Annotated in this window: 13 protein-coding genes; 5 read left to right on the forward strand and 8 right to left on the reverse strand. The window is 43.8% G+C overall.

The window, feature by feature from the left end; translation table 11 throughout:
- Nucleotides 1–158: 158 nt before the first annotated feature.
- From R7O13_RS19770 to R7O13_RS19785, 4 genes are all read right to left on the reverse strand, one after another.
- Nucleotides 159–494, reverse strand: a complete 336-nt coding sequence (locus R7O13_RS19770) for a hypothetical protein (RefSeq protein WP_318129136.1) — start codon at nt 492–494, stop codon at nt 159–161.
- Nucleotides 495–564: 70 nt separating this feature from the next.
- The gene (locus R7O13_RS19775) at nt 565–1,212 is read right to left on the reverse strand and encodes a hypothetical protein (RefSeq protein WP_318129135.1); all 648 of its coding nucleotides are present in this window, start codon (nt 1,210–1,212) and stop codon (nt 565–567) included.
- A 563-nt stretch (nt 1,213–1,775) separates the two neighbouring features.
- Nucleotides 1,776–2,291 (reverse strand): metal-dependent hydrolase, encoded by a 516-nt coding sequence (locus R7O13_RS19780; RefSeq protein WP_318304537.1) that lies wholly within the window; start codon nt 2,289–2,291, stop codon nt 1,776–1,778.
- Nucleotides 2,288–2,683: a hypothetical protein gene (locus R7O13_RS19785; RefSeq protein ID WP_213868149.1), complete on the reverse strand. Its 396-nt coding sequence runs from the start codon at nt 2,681–2,683 to the stop codon at nt 2,288–2,290. The genes R7O13_RS19780 and R7O13_RS19785 overlap by 4 nt, the downstream gene beginning before the upstream one ends.
- 309 nt (nt 2,684–2,992) lie before the next feature.
- Here R7O13_RS19785 and R7O13_RS19790 point away from each other — a divergent pair, with 309 nt between their 5' ends.
- Both R7O13_RS19790 and R7O13_RS19795 read left to right on the forward strand, forming a co-directional pair.
- Nucleotides 2,993–4,387: a hypothetical protein gene (locus tag R7O13_RS19790; protein WP_017634086.1), complete on the forward strand. Its 1,395-nt coding sequence runs from the start codon at nt 2,993–2,995 to the stop codon at nt 4,385–4,387.
- The gene (locus R7O13_RS19795; protein ID WP_318129132.1) at nt 4,380–5,876 is read left to right on the forward strand and encodes a terminase; all 1,497 of its coding nucleotides are present in this window, start codon (nt 4,380–4,382) and stop codon (nt 5,874–5,876) included. The genes R7O13_RS19790 and R7O13_RS19795 overlap by 8 nt, the downstream gene beginning before the upstream one ends.
- A gap of 108 nt (nt 5,877–5,984) precedes the next feature.
- Here the strand turns inward: R7O13_RS19795 and R7O13_RS19800 are convergent, their stop codons facing one another.
- Complete coding sequence (locus R7O13_RS19800; protein WP_158174336.1) at nt 5,985–6,872, reverse strand: hypothetical protein; 888 nt, start codon at nt 6,870–6,872, stop codon at nt 5,985–5,987.
- A 1,044-nt stretch (nt 6,873–7,916) separates the two neighbouring features.
- On the opposite strand from R7O13_RS19800, the gene R7O13_RS19805 reads away from it, so the two are divergent.
- From R7O13_RS19805 to R7O13_RS19815, 3 genes are all read left to right on the forward strand, one after another.
- Nucleotides 7,917–8,375 carry a hypothetical protein gene (locus tag R7O13_RS19805; RefSeq protein WP_064369724.1) on the forward strand — a complete coding sequence of 153 codons (459 nt, stop codon included), beginning with the start codon at nt 7,917–7,919 and terminating at the stop codon, nt 8,373–8,375.
- On the forward strand, nt 8,375–9,004 hold the full coding sequence (locus R7O13_RS19810) for a tyrosine-type recombinase/integrase (RefSeq protein WP_054866453.1): 630 nt from the start codon (nt 8,375–8,377) through the stop codon (nt 9,002–9,004). The genes R7O13_RS19805 and R7O13_RS19810 overlap by 1 nt, the downstream gene beginning before the upstream one ends.
- Nucleotides 9,005–9,312: 308 nt before the next feature.
- Nucleotides 9,313–9,834, forward strand: coding sequence for a Fe3+-citrate ABC transporter substrate-binding protein (locus tag R7O13_RS19815; RefSeq protein ID WP_212668980.1), 522 nt, complete (start codon nt 9,313–9,315; stop codon nt 9,832–9,834).
- A gap of 878 nt (nt 9,835–10,712) precedes the next feature.
- Here R7O13_RS19815 and R7O13_RS19820 read toward each other — a convergent pair.
- The 3 genes from R7O13_RS19820 to R7O13_RS19830 form a co-directional block, all read right to left on the reverse strand.
- Nucleotides 10,713–11,549 (reverse strand): hypothetical protein, encoded by an 837-nt coding sequence (locus R7O13_RS19820; protein WP_213963496.1) that lies wholly within the window; start codon nt 11,547–11,549, stop codon nt 10,713–10,715.
- 681 nt (nt 11,550–12,230) lie between these two features.
- Entirely contained in the window at nt 12,231–13,169 is a 939-nt protein-coding gene (locus R7O13_RS19825; protein ID WP_250156009.1) for a diguanylate cyclase, read from the reverse strand.
- The gene (locus R7O13_RS19830) at nt 13,150–17,949 is read right to left on the reverse strand and encodes a CHASE domain-containing protein (protein WP_250156008.1); all 4,800 of its coding nucleotides are present in this window, start codon (nt 17,947–17,949) and stop codon (nt 13,150–13,152) included. The genes R7O13_RS19825 and R7O13_RS19830 overlap by 20 nt, the downstream gene beginning before the upstream one ends.

Raw genomic sequence — 17,949 nt, forward strand, 5'->3', positions numbered from 1 at the left:
GTCATTATGTCACCTGTTAACTTATGAGGTGATGATATCACCTCTAACTAAGTGACCAAATTCAGTGTGCCACTACAAGGGTAAAACCTACAGGCTCCCAAAGAGGGCAAAGGGTTGATCTTCGAAAGAGGGTCAGCCCTTTGTTCTTAGTTGTGGGCTTAATCTTCGTCGTCGAGCTCTTCACATTTCTCGTCAAAGCCCTTATCAAACGCGCTACGCAATTCGTCAGTAAAACCGCCCTCATTCTCAAAAATCTCATCAAGAATGTGGTCATCTATTTCTTCGATATCGATATTGTATTGCCAAGAAAGTTCCCCTAACACATTAGCGGCAACTATAGCGCTCCCGCCTTGCATGCTCATGACATTCATTGCGTAACCAGCCATATAGCCAATGGTGTAGCTATGGGGTCTTTGGCTCATCAGAAAACCAGACATAGCTTTCTCGTCGCTAAAGCCGTTATTTACGCCTAGTTCATATTGATCATTATCCATGCCAACTCCTTAATCTTTCGAATGAAATGAAAGATGATACTATCAGTTATGGAGCATGGCGCCAATCGAGTTAAAGGGACGTTCTAATATCCTTAACTATCTTAAGGTAGCGCTGAACGTGCTGACGATAGTCCTTGTAGACCTTAAGATATTCGGCCATATCAGCAGTCAGTTGTTGCCCCTTTTCTTCGACGTTATGCTCACTTTCATCAATGTCTTTAGCGAGGATCGTTAATCGTTGGTAGTTTGATAGGCCAGTGAGAAAGCTATTGCTCATAGCTGCGCATACAGAGGAATATTCCAGTTCTTTAAAGGCTCTGGCTCCCTCACTGGACAAGCCATTAAGAATGTCTTCGTGTAGGCGTTGATAGCGCTCACGATATGGATGCAAGATTTTTAATGGGAGTTGCAAAGCTGCCGTGTTGCTTAGTGTCTTTAAGCTATCTTTAGAGAGGGAGTTCTCAGTAAAATCTTCAAGCATAGTCTTCAACATGCTCTCAAACTCAGAAAGCTGACTGTAGGTGTTCTTATAGTGAAACTCATCACGCCATTCCCCAACAGACTGACGCGCCAGATAGGCGGCGTATGCAGCTCCAAACCCACCAAGCAATGTGCCTATGGATGTAATGACATTTATAAATGAAGTTGAGACTTGGATGTGAAAGCCAAATATCAGTCCTACAAACACTAAGGCTGCTATCCCTATAAAAATAGGCATAAGGATTCCCTGTTTATTATGATTAGCGGTAAAGGATACCTCAGTTAATATGCCATTGATAACATACGTGCTTCAGAGTGGGTGATTGGTAATACTTGTTTTGTTTGTGATGGTAAAAAATACTTGAACTAAGAATTCCGAACGGATAAATTTATTTGTACTCGAGTTACATAGTTGCCATTGTGACGACCGTGTTTTCCTTTAAAAATCTTAGACAACTGTGCTCAAGCGCCTTTGGTTATTCCATTGGCGCTTTTTTCTTGATTTTTCGAGGTAAGTATCAATATAATTGCCTTGTTTTCGTGTGAAGCGTACAGCTTCGGCGAGTGATTCAAAGAAGGTTTGCAAAAGAGAGTTAAAGAGCTGGTAGAAATGCTGGCTCTTTTTTATGTGTCGCGTTTCAATCTATTGAAAAGGCGTTTTGAGTGTCCTATATTTACCTCGCTCGCAAGAAAATGGACGTGGATACTCCAAAATATAGATGGCCAATTGATTGGTTATTGAATTACCTGTTATTGACAACTCCTCAAAATCAAAAGGCCGCGGTAAAACGTGGCCTTTTTTTATGTAAAAAACGCCATTTTTAACAAATCTATTCGGAATGACAAAGGCCGTAAAAAGCCAACTAAAATACATGCTACCGAGAAAATGAATACGCATGTGATTCGCTGGTGGCTCCCCGAAGCGAATAGATTCAAACAGTACCTATCAAATGGGGTAAAAATCGGCACTGGCTGACGGTTTAACACATCCCCAAGCCAATGCGACACACAACCGCATCCAAATCCACACAGAATCGCACCTAGAATCGTGCTGGTGGCTTTTAACGCCTCAATGGGTATGAATGTATCCCCTATCGCTAAATGATAGCCATAAGCCGTTGCAGCGAGCCATATCGAAAGGATGTGGGTGTAAGTTCGGTGCGGGATTCTGTCAAATTCAAGCCAGTCCGGTGCGCTCGAACCGCTTAAGCAACCAAGAAATGCCAGGATTGAATGCAGTGGTGTTGTGTCTGCCATTAAGGCGAGAGGAACGGGCGCAAAGCACAGTGCGCCCCAAGCGTGTCCAGTTCGGTTCATTCAGCTTCGCATCGAGCGCAATACGCATAGACGATAGCACTCATCGCTATGGTTCGATTGCGGTAGTTGGTGGCCAATTTCTCAAACGTCTTTGCAACTTCGGGGTCAATCCAAGGACTGATTTGGCGTGTCCCTACTAGGTCGCCCTCGATTACTTCGGGGTGCTTTTCTGGTAGTTGGTTTGGATCGGTGTTGTTGATGGCCAACTGATACAGCTCGGTCAGGGTAATCCCGTTCTGTTCGCATTGTTCGCATGCTTTTGCGTGAGCAAGGCGTGAAATTCGCACTTGAAGTAGCGCTAATCCCTTTTCCCGTTGGCGGGTTCTAAACATGGCTTGTCGTGCTTTGGTTTTGGCTTTGTGTCTGAATTTGATGCGCTCGGGTGCTTTCAAGGGGGTATTCCTTTCGTCACGTAGCGCGTTGTCTTGGGTATGGGGGAAAGGTTGCTAGTGAGATAACGCAGCCAATTACTATATCGTGCCGCAGAATCAATTGTACATGAGTAGCGTTACTCACTAGCTGGCCATGATTATATGCAGAAAATCGTTACTGTAAATACTATTTAATGTCGCGTTATCAAATTTTGTCTTTAAAACCTTATTGATAATCAAATGATTGTTTTAACTGGCCTGGTTCGCATTGTTGTTACCTGTTTAAACTCTGTATTATTCCGAACGTAACAAAATGAATGGGGTTTAACCGTGTCCGGCAAGATTGACTATCAGGCTCACCAACAGCAGTTTTGGGAGCAGTTAGAGAAGCAGCCGACTTTGACGCTGGCCGAGTATTGCGAAGCCAACGGATTGAAGTACGGCACCGCTAAGCGATATATAAAACGGCCAGCCAAAACGGGCGGCAAGTTCCAACCGTCCGTTATGCCAAAAATCAAAGCGAAAAAGACCAGTCAGGGCAATGACTGGCATTCCCTTTTGAAAGAATTTCTCGTGCGTGGAGCTCAAAACCCAACGCTCACGATGGCCGCTTTTGCGAAAGATAAAGGGGTGAACGGTGCGACATTGCGCCGCCAGTTTAATTCCATGCGATCGCTGCCCGAGTTTGATCGATTATTTGATCTTTACGATGAGCAATTAGCGAAATTTCAAGAAGCGAAAAACGACAAGAAGAAAAAAAGGGCTGATAAATCAAAGTCCAAAGAAGCGGGGGCAACTGCGCAAGCGCAAAGTGCGCAAGGCGATCGCGCGAAAACAGGGGGTATTGGATCACTGCGCAAGCCGCGATCAGTTGAGGGACTTTCGCAGTATTCCAGTGCTCAAGTGGGTCGCCCTGTTGTGCATGGTGGTTATGCCCGTAGTGCGGGTATTACTGGCGAAATCATGGATATTCTCATGGATACCGATCCGCTTTCGGTTTGCAACGAACTGATTATTGCCCGTTCGCAGTATTACCGAATGAATGAGACGTTAGCTAAACGCCTTAAAGAGATCGATGAAATGGAAGAAAGCGGAGACATTCCGCTCGATGACGAAAACCAGCCAGTAGACATAAACGCCATGCGTGACCGTCTCATCTTTGGCTATGGCACCAGATTGCGTGAACTGGAATTAAGTATTTCCACGATGGCCAAACAAGAGGCCAAGCGCTATATCGATTTGCGTAAACAGGAATACGCTGAATTGATGATGCCACACTTACTGCCAGCGGAAGAAACCAGCCTAGTAATAGAAATGCTTTCTCTGCGCACTAAGAACAACTGGACAGCCTTAGAGACGTGTCAGCAAATCGAGAAGTTAGGCGCACGTCCACCAGCAACGCTATTGCATGAAGCTAAGGTAGAACTAGCGAACCTAGAGCCAGAAGTAGACGACACTGGTATCAGTGAGCAAGAGCTGGATGAACTGTTTGATGACTACACGTTAGAGCAGATTGAGCAGCAAGATAACTGGCTACCTGCGCGCAAAGAAGAAGTAAACCGACGAATCAAAGAAGCCGAAGACCTAGAGAACGGCGTAGAACCTACCCTATCCCCATCCCAAATACAAAACGAAGCCGCTAAAGAGCAAGCCTATGATGACCTCGATAACGAGGGAGTGTCGGGGTTTGACGATGTAGACAGCTTCGAGGTACTTGGTGGCTAGACGAATAAAGAGCGTAACACAAGATCCCCGTTACCCTGCCCTAGTTAAGCGGTATCGCTATGACTGGAAACGCCTCGCTGTTGAGCTAGTCGGTAAGAAGCCGAGCTGGCAGCAGCGCAAAATCATTGATAGTGCTCAGCGTATTGGTGCGCGAACGACTGTCAGCTCTGGCCACGGTACAGGCAAGTCAGACATGACCAGTATCATGATCATTGCTTTCATGCTCTGCTTCCCCAATGCGCGTGTTGTGCTGGTGGCGAACAACGCGAGACAGGTACAAATCGGTGTATGGAAGTACCTAAAATCCAACTGGAACACGCTCTTACAAAAGCATGGTTGGTTGCAGCAATACTTCACCATTACCGAGACAGCCTTTTTTGAAAACTCAGCAAAAGGTATCTGGCAAACCAGTGCTAAATCGTGCCGTATTGGTAACGAGGAAGCGCTAGCGGGTGAACACGCTAAACACTTGTTTGTTATTGTCGATGAGGCGTCAGGCGTCTCTGACAAGGCTTTTGGTGTGTTAGCGGGTGCATTGACCGAGAAAGATAACCGAATGCTGTTATTGAGCCAGCCAACGCGCCCTAGCGGTTATTTCTACGATACGCATCACCGATTAGCCGAGCCTAGTGGTCGATGGCGAGCCATCCGGCTTAACTCCGAGGAATCTCCGTTCGTAACCGTGGAATTTATCCTCGATAAGCGATTGGAGTATGGCGGTCGAGAGGCACCGGAATACCTGATTAAAGTACGTGGGGAGTTCCCAAGTTCCATTGCTGGCATGCTGCTTAGTCGGGATGCACTGGACAAAAGCGCAAGGCTCAACCTCGATATGCCCGATGGTTGGGGTTGGGCTGCGCTGGTGGACGTGGGTAATGGTCGTGACCGCTCGATACTCAATATCTGCAAGGTTTGGGGTCAACGCATGGAGCGCATCGTTAAGAGCGTGAAATTGCTTGAACAACCAAGCACGGTCGATCCGGTTCGGTTCGCTGACATTATCCATGCAGAGTGTAGTGAGGACTTGTACCCAAACATCACGATAGCAGTGGATAGTGACGGTGTAGGTTATGACACGGCGACTTGCTTAGAACGCTACGGACGGCGCGTACAGCGCATTCGTTGGGGTAAGAAGATGCACTCCACCAGCGATAAGCAGCGTTTCTTTAACCAGCGTGCGTATGCCAATGTTATGGCTCGGGATGCGATAAACCAAGGCCGCATGCAGATAGATAAGAACGTCAAGACGGCAGAACAAGGCAGTAAAATACCTTGTGCAATCAACGAGTCAGGCCAATGGGTAATGATGCCAAAACCGATGATGAAAGAGAAAATGAACATCCCATCACCTGACCGTTGGGATACATACTGCTTTTCTCAATTGGTAGATTATGTGCCGCACGAAATGGAAGTAACAGAGAGCATGCTAGAGTGTCGCAGTTCCGTAGAACAATGGGTACTAGAAGCGCTTGAATCGGACGATTCTTAATTCCGTTGGTGCCAACATATAAAAGTAATATGAAAAGGTGGCGATACCGCTAAATATCGCCACCAAATCACCAATCAAAGCGGAACAACAATAATTTAGCTTAAAACCTTAGTTCACTAATCCATCGAACTGCGAACGTGCTTTGCTTTCGTTCTTGCTTCTAAGCTCTTTTCTGGCTTCACGAATAGCGTCAACTTCGCTTTCTATATACATATTAGCGTTAGGGTACAGTACCGACTTAAAAGCATTCGCTTCATCGAATATCGAACGTCCCTCAGTGGTGTTGTTTGTGATTAGCACATCGTGATCTTTACAAGAGCGATGCCTAATTAGAACAAGGCCACCAGCGTTAACGTGAACCTTTTTAGCTACGCGAGAAATGCCGCCATTGTTGCCATCATAGGTATGGATAATAGCGACAATGTCATTGTGTTCTTGACCGCGCTTTCTAAACTCAACGTCTGCATTGTCTTTGAAGTATTTCAATTCATTCAATGCAGTGTTTTTATTGTTAGTGAGCTGTTCTTTCTCATCTTCTGGAAGGTCGTAGGAGAGTTTACGGTCGAGGTCGCGTAGGTATGCTTCAAGTCTTTTGGCTAGACGTGCACCAGTGACTTTCTGGCTGCTAGCTGCTTTATTAATTGTGATGTTAACGCGACGGACGTTCTCAATTACGGTCGTCTCTTTAAATGAGTTAGATGAGCTGTTGAAGTATTGAGGTGCGCGCTCTAAAAGCTCTTTATTGGCTGCTTTTGCGGCTTCAATATACTCAAGTAAACGAGTGGTCGGATTACCACGTTTTACTACAGCTACGATGCGATCATTGAATAGTCCACTATCTTCCTTGCCATCTATTTGTTCGGAAAAAGTCGCGCGGTGCTTCAAGGCACGTTTTAGGCGCGCATCTGCCGTTTGTTTATTTGCAAGTAATTGATTAAGTGTTTCTATATCAATAGCTTTTAAATCTTTAATTTCAGTATTTTTTTTATTAATCATGGTGAACGGTTGCTCCAAATTACATTGGAGGATAAAGGTTACACTCCATCCCTGAGCGTATGCGAGTAACGAAAAACCCTACCTTTATCCTTGTTGCGTAGCATACCGTTTTTGTGTTCGGAATTAAATAAAAAACGAACAGAAGAACGTTATAAGTGTTGCTTTTTAAGCGGAGAAGTGATCTCGAACGAAGTTTAATACGTCATCACGATTAATGTATGAATTGCATAGTGCGTTCGGATGCGATTGGATAAGATGCATCATGCAAATGTCGGTTGCGTCATCGAGGAACGAGCTGCTAAATACATCTAGGGACAGGTCACATTTATCTAGTATTTCGATTGGAATTAATTGATTCAACGTGCAGTGCATATCTATATCTCTTAAGCCAATTGACTGGATAGTCAATACGTATATAGCTCTGATTTGGAAAGAGTTTAGGGGATTCTCGCCAGCCGAGCTGATGTTCGCGGAGTATTATGAGACTGTGATCTTTGATTGTCTAGATATGCAAAATAATGCAAACATATCGTTACTAGCAGTTAGGTTTTGAGAACGTGACCTATACCGCATAATAATTGAGGATATGCATGTTTGTTCGTGTCGCGTGACGACGTAACTCAGCTATTCTTTTGCCAAAGACGGGTAATTGTCGTGGCGAGTTTCAAAAAAACCTCTTTTAGTTTCAGTTCTACACAGAACTGAAACTAACTTATACAATGTTTTGTCGCTGCCCATCGACACAAAAAGACATGAAATCCAATAAAAACAATAACTTATCAAATGTCTAAGATTGCTTTCTAATCCTGGCATTTTGTATGAATGAACCTAAATATTCCATAGGAATATTGATAAAAAATGGCTTTTTGCTGGTGGTGTTTTGAGCACTGTTGCGTTATTTGTCAAAAGTTGATGAATCGCCCGCTTTTGGAACTCTTTGTACTTACAATAGAATTATTCCGAACATGGTTGCAAAATATATTCCGGTGGAATATATTATGTTCTGAGCAAACACTGGCATTTTGCCAAAAAAGATCAGCAAAAATGTTTAAAAAAAATGAATTGGTGTCGCTTTCGGATGAATGGGCGAGCAAACGCAGTGCCATCCAAGAGCGTCATCATGACCTTATTCTTATCTCTCTGGATGAGCTAATTAATGAGTGTGGAGGCCAAGAGCAAGCCGCCGCTGTCATTCGCAACTTCTACGGCTTGCCTTGTGTGCAAGGCACGATCAGCAAGGCGCGAAAAGGTGCCAATGCCCTAAAGATTCGCTCTCAGCTTCGCTTTGCTATCAATACCATTAAAGAGCCTCAAAGTGTTCAAGCACAAACCAAGATGATTAACCACTTTGGCCGCCTACCTGTTCACCACGATTTTGTGTGTGTCGATGGGGAGCTCGGCTTGTTCTTGGGCTTTGGCTTGCTATCTCGAACCCTGCAAATTCAGGTGTTCGTTGGTGGTGAGTTTAAGACGGTTAATGCTAATGAAGTGGAGTTGATCTAATGGCTGCTTTCCCTGCGCGTGACTTAGACGAATTGGAAAAAATCATCCGTTTAATGGATGACATAAACCCGCTTATCTCGATGATGATTGAAATGGAGGTGCGTACAGGTTTACGTTATTGCGACATTTCGAAGCTAAAATTCAGCGATGTGATGATAAATGGCGTGATTAGGTCGTCATTTACCATTGTGCAGTCAAAAGGCTTTAAAGGTCGTATGACCCGAGGTAAGAGTGAAAAGGCCGCTAAAGAAGCCGCCCGAATCACCATCCACGTTAACGCCGAACTGGAAGAACTTATTAAGCGTATCTACCTACACAATGGCCATAATGAGTTGATGTTTCAATCGAACCACCACTTGGCCAAAAAGGGCAATGCGATCAGCATCCAGTACATCAACCGAGCGTATAAGCGCATAGCAATGGAGTTGAGGTTGCCATACCAGCTATCAACACACTCGATGCGAAAAATGTACGCCATGCTACTGCTTGAAAAGAAAGCCTCTTTGAAAGTGATTAAGGACGCGCTTGGTCATTCTAGTGTTGCCGTGACTGACCACTACTTAAGAACGTTCCACGATGAAGCGAAAGAGTACACAACAGGCATTTCATTAAAACCAAAGGCAGAATAAAGGGAGGGGAAATTATGTGTAAAGCTCTGATGAACGCGAACTTGCGAGTGAACGAATTTAAGCTTCGACAACAGGAACTTTCCCGAACCCCGATTCCGAATGAACTCAAGCCAAGGTAAGAGAATTAATGAAGCAAGGATTCAGTAAAAAGGCAATCAAGCTAGTGCTTGGTTTCAGCTATGATGACCTAAAGACTATCAATCTGTCGCATTAATTAGGAATATAAAAAACATAGTTACGCTGTAACGTTATTCATTTGGCCAAGAAAGGGCAGCAATGGCCAGTTAAATCCAACCGAAAGGAATCGCATGTTTTGTTTTTTTGAGGGTTATAGAGTGTCAGAGTGTCGTAACGCTTATGCTTATTTCGTATCTAACACAGGCTATCGATTTATCACCAAGAAAAAGACTTGCTACGCCGTTAGTGTACCTAAGCCGGAGGGTGGTTATATTCGTCGTTCTGTCGGGTTTGTTCGCATTGGTGAAAAGAAAGGACTACGCAAGGCAACCAAAATACGCAACCAAATCGGCAAGGAACTATGGGGGCGTTGTTGGGATCGCGTTCGCAAGCAATTCAACTTACTGGCGCGATTGCCGAAAAGTCTCGATCCACGGTTAACTACCATTGATGGTAAGCAATACTATGTGGCGCGGTACACCAAGTACGATGAGAACGACCAGAAGCGCGAGCATTTCATTAAGGTAAGTGTGAGCGCTCATGGGAAATTGGCGGCATGGACTCTTGCTAAGAGAAAGTTACTCAAAGCTCACAGTGATGTGATGGACGTATTGTTACACATTGAAAAGGTCAGCAGCGTACAACTTAAATAGTTTTTCTTTCGCCCATATACATTCCGAACACGACTTGTAACTATTTAATCTATGGTTATAATCTACTCCTAATTTAAAACGTGACGTTTTAAACATACAAAAACGACGAGTTTGCATCATGGCACAGATTACACCGATTAAATTATGTGAGTTCAAACGGCTGGTGGAACATGGCCACCAGCTCAATATCGTTGCTCAACAGCAAGCGAGCGGCGGTTTTTTGGAGGGGGCGCCCGTTTCAGCGAAAAGCCCAACAACTAGATAGTGCTTTTGACTCAAGAAACTACCAATCCGCATCACTTAAAAGTTAATTCAAAAAGGGGAAGAGCTTTGCTTGTATTGACCATAATAGGGAAGAATTTTACTTTAGAGAGGGCGACTTGTTGAAAAGTAAGTAGTTGCTGAACATCAAAGAAGGAAAAGTCGTTCATTTTCAGGAAAAAGCTCTATTCTAATATGGTGCGTAGAGTTTATACGTTGAGGCTGATGCATGACCCACAATTAGAGCCATCCTACCGGCTTCGAAAGCCGCAATAAAAAGCCTCGCACTTGGCGAGGCAAGTTGTCTTTACAGAACACATACTCGACATCAACCGATGCAACTACTTAAGAGTAGCGCTATGTATATACCATTTTGCGTTATGAATAACGGCTTTCCCTGCAGTGGGAGTTTCGTTCTTATCGGTTCATAACTAGCAATCAAAAATACCAGACTTGCACCAAGCAGTTGTGCGATAGTGATAATGTCGAAATTTGTTAGCGCTATTGCCATCACCAGTATGTAGGCATTCAAATAGAACCCATCAAGGTGCTTTTGCTTTCTTGTTAAGAAGAAGTTAACGAACAAAATGATAGTGATAAGAGTCGCACTCGTTAAGTTAAAATCTCCCACTACCTCCTCCTATACCGTGTTTGCTTTCTTCAGTATTGTCACAGTACGAAACGTGGCATGAAGCGCATATGCCTGTTAATGAGCGATTTACAGCCCATGTAGCCGCAGCTGCAACAATGAATCCCACGCCTCCTGGTAATGCTAAAGCCAAGCCAGCAGCTGCCGTCAATCCCCCAACAATGCCACCTCTTACAATGTCACCGCCACATGCTTTATCGCTATCCCATGCGTTGCCAGACCCTGTTGCTGCTCCAGTTCCTATGATTACTCCTGGTCCCACTGCCATTGGGGATGAGCTCGCTAACTGCAAACCTTTTTGTGAAAATTTCTCATTGAACGATCCAATAAAAATTGGAGCTTCGTAGCCGATGGTTTTTACTCGAAATGGCTGCACTGCCTCACCAGAATCAAATGAAATGTTCTGCATCAAGGATTTATACCTTTCTTTTGCTGAGTTTGCAGAACTATCGTCAGCGATCACCAACTTTGTGAATATTCTGTAGAACCGAACGTTCTCTTGTGAAAGGAAATGTACACGGCGAGAGAAGGCTAGTTTAAATTTGCTCTCGCCCTGTACCTTTTTCACCTTCCCCTTTTGTGTGGAAACGTAAATAGGGGATTGAGTTAGGTTAATAACTTGGTCAAATACAGTCCCGGTTACACAATACTCATACCCAGCCGCACTCAAGTTCTTATCGTTCTTCCAGCCGGCATGAGATAAATTACAAAGCTCATTATTAAAAGCGTCTGCTCCGGCGTAACTGTTAAAGCTACACATTGATAAAACGAATAAAATTCCAACGTATTTTTTGTAAGACCCCACCCTAAAGCTCCATATGCTGACAAGATGTCATCATATAAAACCAATTACATAAACAATTCAATTTATATAAAATCAAACTAAAGTTTTAAAAATGAGTGATAATCATTTTCATTTAAATTATTGACTTGAAGATAAAGAACGGTAATGGGAGCCGTCAAGAAAATAAGGGATTCTTGGGGCACTAACTATTTCAAAAATGGTTATGACACACTTATCTCAATGTTGCTTGCACAGCCTTCGTGGCAGATATTAATGTGAATTAAAGTGTCATGAAGATGCTTTTTCCCGCACATCAATTTGTTCTAAGAGCATATCAAAATCTTCTCTGGTAACTATTTTCTCGCTGTTCTCATTCAACACGGTCACCATTTGACCGACGGGCGAATTTAATGCGTCTAGCTTTTCCGAACAAATGGACTAGGCGTACATCGGCGGTAAAGTGACTTGCTTGTATGGCATCGTCACTCCTCCTTTTCTTTCTTAGCCCTCTGAAATACGAACATACGACAAAATCGCTTGGTGAACACACTTGTGAAATTGGCCTCAAAACTCAGTTTTGGACAAAAATGCGTTAGGGTTACCCCTCCGAAGGGGAGACGGTACATTACTTCTAGTATGGCAAATGACTCTTGACATGTGTTTTGCGGTCAGGGTCCAAACCACATCATTTCGAACTCTTGATTAGACGTTAATTTTCCCGTAAGTAACTCGATTACGACCTTCATCCTTTGATTGATAAAGTGCTTGATCTGCTATCTCGACAATATCTGTGGCTGAAAATGAATCCATATTGCAAGACAACGGTTCTAGTGTGGTGAAACCAATCGACACAGTAACAATGGGATAAATAGCCTGTGGTGCGTGTTGGATGGATAAATCAGTGATGGCTGTCATTAGATGGTTGATAAGCGTATGTGCTCCATTTTGCTCTGTGTTTGGTAACAACAATGCAAACTCCTCACCACCATAGCGGGCTACGACATCGGCCGGACGCTTCGTTATTGTATTTAACTCTCGACCAATGAGTCTTATACAATCATCACCTGCCACATGCCCAAAGTGGTCGTTATATTTTTTAAACTCATCAATATCAATCATGACAATCGTTAGAGGTTCGCGTTGCCTGCGGGCACGCCTAAACTCGATGTCCAACTGTTCATCGAATGCCAACCTATTCGCTAATCCCGATAAACTGTCGGTATGGGCAAGCTTACTTAACTTAATCAACGCTTTATGGTAAGCCAGGTGCGTCTGAACCCTCGCCGCAACGACCCGCGGCTTTAATGGTTTAACAATATAATCAGAGGCGCCTGCATCGAAAACTTTTTCTTCAAACCCGGTTTCAATATTGCTGGTGATAAAGAGGACTGGGATATCGGATGTCAGCGTGTTTTCTTTTAACATCAGGCACAATTCAATACCATTGGTATCGGGAAGTTCGACATCCAATAGGATTAAATCTGGTCGATTCTCTTTAATCATATCGAGTGCTTGTGCCCCCGTTGCTGCAAATCGAATCCGACCAAAATCTTGCAACACTTGATGTAAAGTAATCACAACTGAACTATCGTCATCAACGATAAGTATCTCAGGATTGCTTTCATTCATTCGATGACTCATTATTTCCCCTTGCACGAACAACAAAAGGCATTAAAACCTCACTTGCTTGCTTGAAATTCAAACGTTTGGTCGCCTCTAGCAACAAGCTCAACGTATCTTTACCCAGCAGATTGAGTAAGTATTCTTTTTGCTCTTCGACTAAAGTTAACGCGTTTAAGTCTTGCTCATCGAACATTTTCAATAACTGATTGGCTAAGTCTAAAGAAACCACCTCATTAGACGCCGCAGGGTCGATAGGCATCTCCGTACTCGTTTTCCATACTACCATTGCATCTTTAACGTTAACCTTCAACTTCTTAAGCTCCGACGACAACTCATGAACAGCCACTTCCGCTTGTGAATCTGGCTCTCGCAAAATATTTTCCGCAGAGGATGCCAGAGTATGAAGGTGCTGAGCACCAACCATGCCAGCGGAGCTGCGCAATTTGTGGACTTGAGAAGCGAGACGAAGTCTCGTTTCTGGATTATCCAGAATAGACGTATCGAAAGAATCATCCAGCATGAGATTCTCATTATCTTCTAAAAGATGCTCAAGAGTATTAAAGAACAGTTCCTTATTGTTCATTAAAAGCGCTTTTGCCTGCGAGATATCTAGCCCATCGATAGATGGCCAATCATCTTGCGGTTTTGAGGGGAGGTTAATTTCCTCAACGTCAATATTTTTCCCCAAATATTGAGATACTTGAGTTCGTAATACACTGATGAGCTGCGTTGGGTTGATAGGTTTTGTGAGAAAATCATTCATCCCCGCATCTAGAGCACGTTTACGCTCTTCAACGAGTGCCCCTGCGGTTAATGCAATAATTGGAATGGACGTCAATTGTAGGTTTTTTCGAATGTAACGCGTCGCCTCTAAACCATCCATTACGGGCATTTGAACATCCATTAAAATGGCGTCATAGTAAGATGGATTCTCTTCTAATTTGCTAATGGCAATATGACCACTGCTTGCGCACTCAACGTCCGCCCCTGCTCGAGTAAGAAGATATGTAGCCACTTCTAAATTCGTATCACTATCGTCAACCACCAATATTCTCACATCCGTTAACCACTTAGCGTGTATTTTCTCGGTCGTCGTGGCGTTTAACACCCGCTCGATGTTCCCCGTTAGACGACAGACCGTATCATTGACGGCGTTAAACAACGTGGAAGCACAAACAGGTTTCTGCAATATTGTGTCAACCAGATGCTTAGAATCTAAAAGTTTAATTTGTGCTTTTTCATAAGCCGTTGCCATTAATACGGCTGGCAATTTTTCTTTACTAAACTGTTGTGATAACGACTCTATCGCCGCTAAACCATCTAAAATCGGCATTTTCCAATCGACGATTAATGCATCAGGTAAACGCAGTCCTTGCTCTTGTCTTGCTATAAAAAGTGCAACCAGCGCTTGGCCATCAGTGACTAATTCTGCTCGCCATCCAAGAGCGCGTGTCAAAGACATGATGTGCTTGGCGTCCTCCTCGTCATCTTCGGCAACGATGAGATAGAGCATTTGTTGATTCTGCGATTGCGCAATTTCTATGCTTTCTGCTGAAAGGACAGGAAAAGGAATATCGACCCAAAAGACAGAGCCTTCTCCCTCGACACTGTTAACGGCAATTTCTCCGCCCATTAACGCGACAAGCTGATTAACTATTGATAACCCCAAGCCAGTTCCACCAAAGCGTCTTGTTGTACTCACATCTGCCTGAGAAAAAGGTTTAAAAAGTTGCGATAAACGTTGCTCTGAAATGCCGACACCCGTGTCACTGACAGAAAAACGAATTGTGGTTTTAGGCGCCTCCTCTGGGGCTGACGCAGAAATGGGTTCGACATGTAAACCAATCTGACCCATGTCAGTAAATTTGAGCGCATTCCCCAGTAAATTGACGAGGATTTGCTTCAATCGCATGGCATCGCCTTCAACCCAGCTCGGCAAATCAGGAGACAAAGTTAACGAAAAATCGAGCTTTTTCTGCTCTGCTTGAATGATAAATACGCTGCTGACTTCATCCACAAAGTTTGGAAGTTCAATTGGTAATAACTCCAACGACATCTCATTCGCTTCAATTTTTGATAAATCCAGCACATCGTTCACTATTCCAAGCAAAGATTTTCCTGAAAGGCTGATTTTATCTATCAATACACGTTGTGAATTTGTCAGTGTCTCATTGGACATTAAATGCGTTAGTCCAATAATAGCGTTAAGTGGTGTTCGAATTTCGTGACTGGTGTTGGCTAAGAATGCGCTTTTCGCTCGGGTTGCATTTTCAGCGTCACGCAACGCTTTCGTGAGTTTCTGTTCAGCTTTCAGCCTTTCGGTGATATCTCGCAAAGAAACGGAGACCAACAACTCATCTTCCATAGAAACGGCACTCAAACTAATTTCTACAGGAAACTCTTCGCCATTACCTTTCAATGCAACAAGATTTTGCGAAGGTGCCATTCGACGATGTTTAGGGTTACGCATATAGCTCAATAAATATGTACGATGCGCTTCTCTTAATTCTGGCGGAATGAGTTTATCCACGGAGTGATGTTCGAGTTGGTTTCTTGGTACATCGAACACTTTCTCAGCTTCCGCATTGACCATTTTGATAATGCCCAACTGATCAACTATCAGTGTCGCTTCAGGTGAAGACTCTATTAGGGCTTTAAATCTTGACAGTTCTTTGGTTTGTTGCTGCCGTAACTGATGATTCCATCTTTCTTTTTGTTCAGTCAAAGCGCTTAACCAAAGCCAGTATTGAATACTGATAGCTACGGTCGCTAAAAACAATATCGTAAGCAACAACGTGAGTAACTGCCAGGAGAAACCAATGATAAAGGGAAGATGACTTCTTGTGTTATAAATGGTTAAGTATCTTGACTCTGAAGCGTCACCCAATTGAAACTGAGATTTCACCGCCCAAATGACACCACTAGTGCTTTCATATTCATGGACTCCAGATATCGCTAGGAGTGACGATGTGTCTGAACTAAATTCAGAATGCCATTGAGCCGAGCCACCATATTCAAACGAAAATGGCTTACTGTCATCCGGATGGGCTATGTACTCATTATCTCTATTGGTTATGTAAGTATCGATACCCGCTATGTTGTCTTGCGTGAGATTGTTTAATACTTCTGCCGCATTGACGTTAATAATAATTAAACCAAACGGTGTGCCATCCTCAAAATACAAAGGTGTTGAAAATCGCCAAACTGGTTTGTGGGGGTTTTCAATAAAGCCGAACTCTCTGTTGAGATTAATATCGGACAAATACACTTGATTTGTCTCAACACTCATCGTTTGCAAGATATATGGCTCGGAGCTTTTCTCCTGCAAAGATAATCCATCAAAGGGGAGCAGAGTCGCCCCTTCGCGTTGTAGCTTAACCTGCTCCTTCCAACGGCCTTTTTCAGTAAGGAGTCGTACTTGATATACCTCGTCTGACGTCAACATATACGCTTTAAAAATATCTTCCAGACGCTCTAACCATTGTTCATCTAAAGCACCTTCCACATTATCAGCCTTCGCATTTTGCATTTGTAGCATGGCTTTAATGGGGGGAGTATTGGCTAAAAACAGCGTGTCACGCTCGTATCGCTCTGCCACAGAACTTATATACATAAGAGCGTCTTGGTTTGTGCGAGTGAGCTGATTGGCAATCTCTGTTTTTTGCCCTTTTAGCAGCAACCAGCTCATTAATAGAAATAGAACGAACAGCGTCGCAATCGCAGGCGGCCATGTTTTTTTTACAATAGGGCTTTGAGCAAACAATAAAAACCGTTGAGCCCGCTGGTAGCCTTCATCGTTTTCTCCAAATTCGTGCTCTGAGTGGGTAATGAGTAGATTGACACCCAACACCAGAAGAAACGTCATTCCGATACCGATGGTCAAAACCCAAGCTATATCCCAGCGATGGGATAAGTATGCTTTGTCATTGGGGGTAAGCTCTAACATCCACTTCTGCCCCATCACATCAATGACACGCTCCAATTTATCTTCTGTATGAAGCTGAACAGCATCATGAGCGCTGGTATAAAAAGGCGTTGGCTCTCTTTGGTTACGCAGTTGAATTTGCGCCTGTTCGAAAACTTTAGGTAAGCCCTCGAGCACATCATCAACAATTAAAGGGGCATAAGACCAACCAATAACATTATCCTCTCTTTCCTGTGGTGAAGATAAGTGGAGATCACTTGGAAAAATAGGCAGCATAATCAGAACGCCACGGCGGGCCTTTTTATCGGCTTGAACTAACGTAATCGGCTCTGTGAGGTACGGTCTATTCTCTCTTGCTGAAGCCAGCGCAGCCCTTCGGCGATTCGTTTCAGAGCCGATATCCAATCCAACTGCCTGCTTGTTAGGTTCAATCGGATAGATGTATTCGATAACAAACCGGTCCTCATTATGCGACGTCAAAAAACGGATAGAAAAGTGCGGCATGCCATCACGTCGAGCTTTTTGTATAAAACGTGCCTCCTGTTCAACCGAAACCTTTCGTATAAAGCCAAAACCGAGCGATCCAGGAAACTCATGCGGTATATCACGAGTACCAATGTAATTTTCAAATTGCTTTCGAGTAATAAATTCTGGGCCAGTGGTAACAATGGCCCCACGAGCGGCCCTCAGTCCATATTCGTAAAAACCAAAACGCTCTTGAATCAACGACTCGGCTTGTGTCGCCAGAAGCTTTATATGAGCTTTATCTTCTTCCTGATCCTGAACATGCAGTAAGACAGAGACCAACGCCGTCAGCAATGAACCAGCCAACAAGGGAAGCCAAGCTAAAACCGAAGTGACAGCTTTTGGCAA

It is taken from the genome of Vibrio sp. Y176 (genome assembly GCF_033438945.1).

Bases quoted from the DNA above. Each gene is read 5' to 3' on its own strand.
- R7O13_RS19815 (WP_212668980.1), top strand. From the start codon at position 9,313: ATGTTTTGTTTTTTTGAGGGTTATAGAGTGTCAGAGTGTCGTAACGCT.
- R7O13_RS19825 (WP_250156009.1), bottom strand. From the start codon at position 13,169: ATGAGTCATCGAATGAATGAAAGCAATCCTGAGATACTTATCGTTGAT.
- R7O13_RS19775 (WP_318129135.1), bottom strand. From the start codon at position 1,212: ATGCCTATTTTTATAGGGATAGCAGCCTTAGTGTTTGTAGGACTGATA.
- R7O13_RS19810 (WP_054866453.1), top strand. From the start codon at position 8,375: ATGGCTGCTTTCCCTGCGCGTGACTTAGACGAATTGGAAAAAATCATC.
- R7O13_RS19800 (WP_158174336.1), bottom strand. From the start codon at position 6,872: ATGATTAATAAAAAAAATACTGAAATTAAAGATTTAAAAGCTATTGAT.
- R7O13_RS19780 (WP_318304537.1), bottom strand. From the start codon at position 2,291: ATGAACCGAACTGGACACGCTTGGGGCGCACTGTGCTTTGCGCCCGTT.
- R7O13_RS19805 (WP_064369724.1), top strand. From the start codon at position 7,917: ATGTTTAAAAAAAATGAATTGGTGTCGCTTTCGGATGAATGGGCGAGC.
- R7O13_RS19770 (WP_318129136.1), bottom strand. From the start codon at position 494: ATGGATAATGATCAATATGAACTAGGCGTAAATAACGGCTTTAGCGAC.